The organism is Nostoc sp. CCY 9925 (assembly GCF_963920935.1).
GTDB lineage: Bacteria > Cyanobacteriota > Cyanobacteriia > Cyanobacteriales > Nostocaceae > Nostoc.
In genome coordinates this window covers 1-3,518 of record NZ_CAWUDO010000229.1, presented here as the reverse complement: position 1 = coordinate 3,518, position 3,518 = coordinate 1, and the positions used below count along the sequence as shown (strand labels likewise).

Here is a 3,518-nt window from a genome sequence, read left to right as displayed (position 1 = left end):
TTAAGGACTGGTATGAAAAATATTTGAAAAAAGTAGTAGGTATGGCCCTGGATGCTAAACACCAAGGCGATGAAATCTGGGCGATTGGTGGGGGCTCAGGGCAAACGCATCTAAATTACTCTTGATCACAACGAAGGTTAAAAACCAACGAAAAAATCAGGATTTCGCGCTTGATTATTTTTTAAGCCCCAAAGCGATCGCCTAAAATTTTCGCAATAAGCAAGAGTTAATGACATTAATTTTAGTTCTATTGAGAATAGACTTTGCTTGTTGACATGATGCGGCCGCCCTGTTTACCTCCCTGACACAAGCGATTAAGCTTCTTTAAGTATATATGTACTACATTTAGATGCGTTCGCCCTGGGTAACAGCTTGATCGCCAGCCAGGGTCTTCTTTCACTACGAATGAAAATATTTGCTAGCCCACCTGCTATTAATTGTTCGTTATGGTGAGGATTTAGGCGTGGATGGTAGTTTGATTTGAAATGTAGAGCCTTCACCCAAACGGCTGATTGCTAGAATTTGTCCCCCATGTACCTGGACAATCTGTTGTGCGATCGCTAATCCTAACCCAAAACCTCCTGTATGGCGCGAGCGTACACTATCTACTCGATAAAACCTCTCGAAGATATGGGGTAAATCTGCCTCTGGAATCCCAATACCGCTATCCTGGACTTCAATTACCACCCAACGAGACGCAAGGAAAACTCGTAAGCGAACTCTACCTCCAGACGGCGTGTAGTGGCAGGCATTACTGAGAAGATTTTTTACTGCTTGCCGCATTAAATCTTGATTGATTCTCAACATTACCAATTGTTCGGGAAATTCGCTGGTTAATTCTAAGTTTTTTGCCTTTGCTGAATGGGTGTATTCTTCTACTAATGTTTCGAGCCAGCTAACCAAATTGACGAGGTTAAGTGCCTCTGGTTTTAACTGTCCTTCATTCCGAGCTAAGAATAATAAATCACTAATCAACATTCCCATTGATTGGGCAATCTGGTCAATATTATCTAGAGAACTTTGCTGTTGATTAGGATCGATTGGTTCGAGCAAACCAAACTGAGCGTGATTCCGAATTGCTTGAAGCGGTGTCCGTAGTTCGTGGGAGGCATCAGCAGTGAAGCGCTGTAATTGCTCGTAGGATTGGCGAATTGGCTGCATAGCCATTCCACCAAGAAACCAACCCGTCAAACCAATTACACTTAAAGCAATAGGCACACCTACTATTAAAAACAGTCTCAAAGACCATAAAGTTTCTTCAACAGGTGCTAAAGAAGCTGCTATTTCCAGATAGCCAATTAATTGTTTATCCTGAAAAACCGGAACTGTTAATTGACGCAGCAGTTGATTGTGACGAACACTAGTGGAAACGCGATCGCCTAACTCAATTGTTTGAAATCCTAGTTGATTTTTTAACTGCTCTGATGGAGTGACACCAAAAAACTCTAGTAGTTGCTTTTTGGGAGTGTACCAACGGGCATAAATAATTTTATTGTCAAAGGGCAAAGCTTCACCACCTAAGATGGGGACATCTTCGAGACTAATGCGTTGCTGTTGTTGGTAACGTCCATCTTCAACACCCGCCACCATCAGCTGCGTTGTATTGTAAAGTTCTTGGTCAAATGCCCGCAATTGCTCTTTGACTTCTAAAAAGTAAAGTATGGTTGCAAAGATAACCAGAATACTTCCCATTGAGAGCGTAAACCAGCGAGCTAGGTTACGCCGACTGCGGCTGAACATGGGAGGAATGAGCGATCGCATTATTCAGGAGCAACTAATCGATATCCTATACCGTACACGGTCTCAAGCCAATCTTCTGCTTTTACCATCTGTAAGCGCTGCCGTAGTCGATGCACTAACATCGTTATTGCTTTACTATCTGGCTGTAAATTCCACTCCCAAAGTGCTTGTTCGATTTGGGCGTGAGTGAGTACTTGCTGAGGATGTCGCAGAAAGTATTCCAGCAATTGAAACTCTCGACCCGATAACTGGACTGTAACTTCCTGGCGTTGTAACGTTAGAGTGTTGAGATGAAGTTGTAAGTCGGCTAACTCTAGCGTGTCACCTTGCCACAGTGGCGCTCTGCGTCCCAATGCTCGTACTCGTGCCAATAGTTCGAGCAAACTAAAGGGTTTAACTAGGTAGTCATCTGCACCAACATCCAAAGCAGACACTTTATCCAAAATTGCATCCTTAGCAGTGAGAATCATTACTGGAGCCGTTTTGCCTGCTTGACGATACTTTTGACACAGACTCACACCACTGACCTTGGGCAACATCCAATCTAAAATTAACAGGTCGTAGTCTCTCTGTTCCATTAACCACTGGGCTGTTTCACCATCTTCAGCACCATCTACAACATGTCCAACTTTCGAGAGCGCACCCTGTAGTGGTTGTAACTGAGTAATATCATCCTCTACAAGCAAGATTCTCATTCATTATGTCGCTATACTTTCTATTTTCCTATGATAAATTTATCATCAACCTTTTTCTGTATTATCCCTGTTATGTCAAACTGGTATCAGCCAATCTCTGACAGCCTTCTGAAGCTTTGATTTCTGAGTTTTGGCTAGAAATTTTAGTTTCTGTTAATAAATAAAGGCTCAAAGCTTTATCCAATCAAAGGTTGAGAATTTTGTTTCAATTATTGTTTACCGAAAGTGACAAAACAGGGTTATGGCTCGACCTCGTTGGCTGCAATTTCTAATTAACTTAGGACTAGAGTTTTGGCTGCCAATACCCTTAATCGGACTATTTTTTTGGTTAAGTACGGGTTTGCTGACACATCAAGTCTTAAGCTACACCTATGACACAACCGCCCAAATCCACGCCGACTCAAAACATCACATTCAGTTTTCTGTTTCACTCGCTGTCATGTCTATTGAAGCGGTAATTCAACGTCAAGAAAAGTTGACTGAAGTCAAAGTTTACACTGCTGATTCGGTGTTAAAGCAGATGGAATTTGAGTTCCCTGTGACTGAATTTGCTCAAGTTGATGCCGCAAGCGCTCAAGCGTTAGGATTGCCGATAACAGCAATTAAGCAGTTAATACGTTATCGCATTGAAAACTAATACCAAATCGCACCTTTAGGTTTAACTGATTCTAGGATTCAAAAAACAAAATACAGTAATTAGATAGGTTTACCGTATAATTAGTACACAATTTGAGAGTTGAGTGCTAATCAATTTGTTTAAGCTTTTTTACTAATCTACTGCTTTAAGGCGATCGGCCTCACTATTAAAAGCTTTATGAAGCATACTATTTCTGCTACTGTTGCTCAATTTCCAGTCTCTGTTGATATCACCGCTAATGTGGATCGTCTTCTCTCAATCCTCTATGCTGTTGAGGAACAAACCCTTGTGGTTACTCCGGAAGGAGCTGTTTCAGGATATTCGCAAGACTCGACATCTCTAGAGCAAATAGATACAGTTTTACTTGAGCACGCAATCGAAAAGTTACGTGATCAGTAAACCAAAAAGTTTTGCCAAAAGGGCGAACCACTATGGATACAGCAGAT

Annotated in this window: 4 protein-coding genes; 2 read left to right on the top strand and 2 right to left on the bottom strand. The window is 41.7% G+C overall.

Annotated features, from left to right (window positions below; all coding sequences use genetic code 11):
• Positions 1-444: 444 nt before the first annotated feature.
• Positions 445-1,740, bottom strand: coding sequence for a sensor histidine kinase (locus ACM0OY_RS39780; RefSeq protein ID WP_414574204.1), 1,296 nt, complete (start codon positions 1,738-1,740; stop codon positions 445-447).
• 20 nt (positions 1,741-1,760) lie between these two features.
• Positions 1,761-2,435 (bottom strand): response regulator transcription factor, encoded by a 675-nt coding sequence (locus ACM0OY_RS39775; protein WP_414574203.1) that lies wholly within the window; start codon positions 2,433-2,435, stop codon positions 1,761-1,763.
• A 241-nt stretch (positions 2,436-2,676) separates the two neighbouring features.
• Here ACM0OY_RS39775 and ACM0OY_RS39770 point away from each other — a divergent pair, with 241 nt between their 5' ends.
• Both ACM0OY_RS39770 and ACM0OY_RS39765 read left to right on the top strand, forming a co-directional pair.
• Positions 2,677-3,072 (top strand): hypothetical protein, encoded by a 396-nt coding sequence (locus ACM0OY_RS39770; RefSeq protein ID WP_414574202.1) that lies wholly within the window; start codon positions 2,677-2,679, stop codon positions 3,070-3,072.
• Between the two features lie 177 nt (positions 3,073-3,249).
• Entirely contained in the window at positions 3,250-3,471 is a 222-nt protein-coding gene (locus ACM0OY_RS39765; RefSeq protein ID WP_414574201.1) for a hypothetical protein, read from the top strand.
• Positions 3,472-3,518: the final 47 nt, after the last annotated feature.

Bases quoted from the DNA above. Each gene is read 5' to 3' on its own strand.
- ACM0OY_RS39780 (WP_414574204.1), bottom strand. From the start codon at position 1,740: ATGTTCAGCCGCAGTCGGCGTAACCTAGCTCGCTGGTTTACGCTCTCA.
- ACM0OY_RS39775 (WP_414574203.1), bottom strand. From the start codon at position 2,435: ATGAGAATCTTGCTTGTAGAGGATGATATTACTCAGTTACAACCACTA.
- ACM0OY_RS39770 (WP_414574202.1), top strand. From the start codon at position 2,677: ATGGCTCGACCTCGTTGGCTGCAATTTCTAATTAACTTAGGACTAGAG.
- ACM0OY_RS39765 (WP_414574201.1), top strand. From the start codon at position 3,250: ATGAAGCATACTATTTCTGCTACTGTTGCTCAATTTCCAGTCTCTGTT.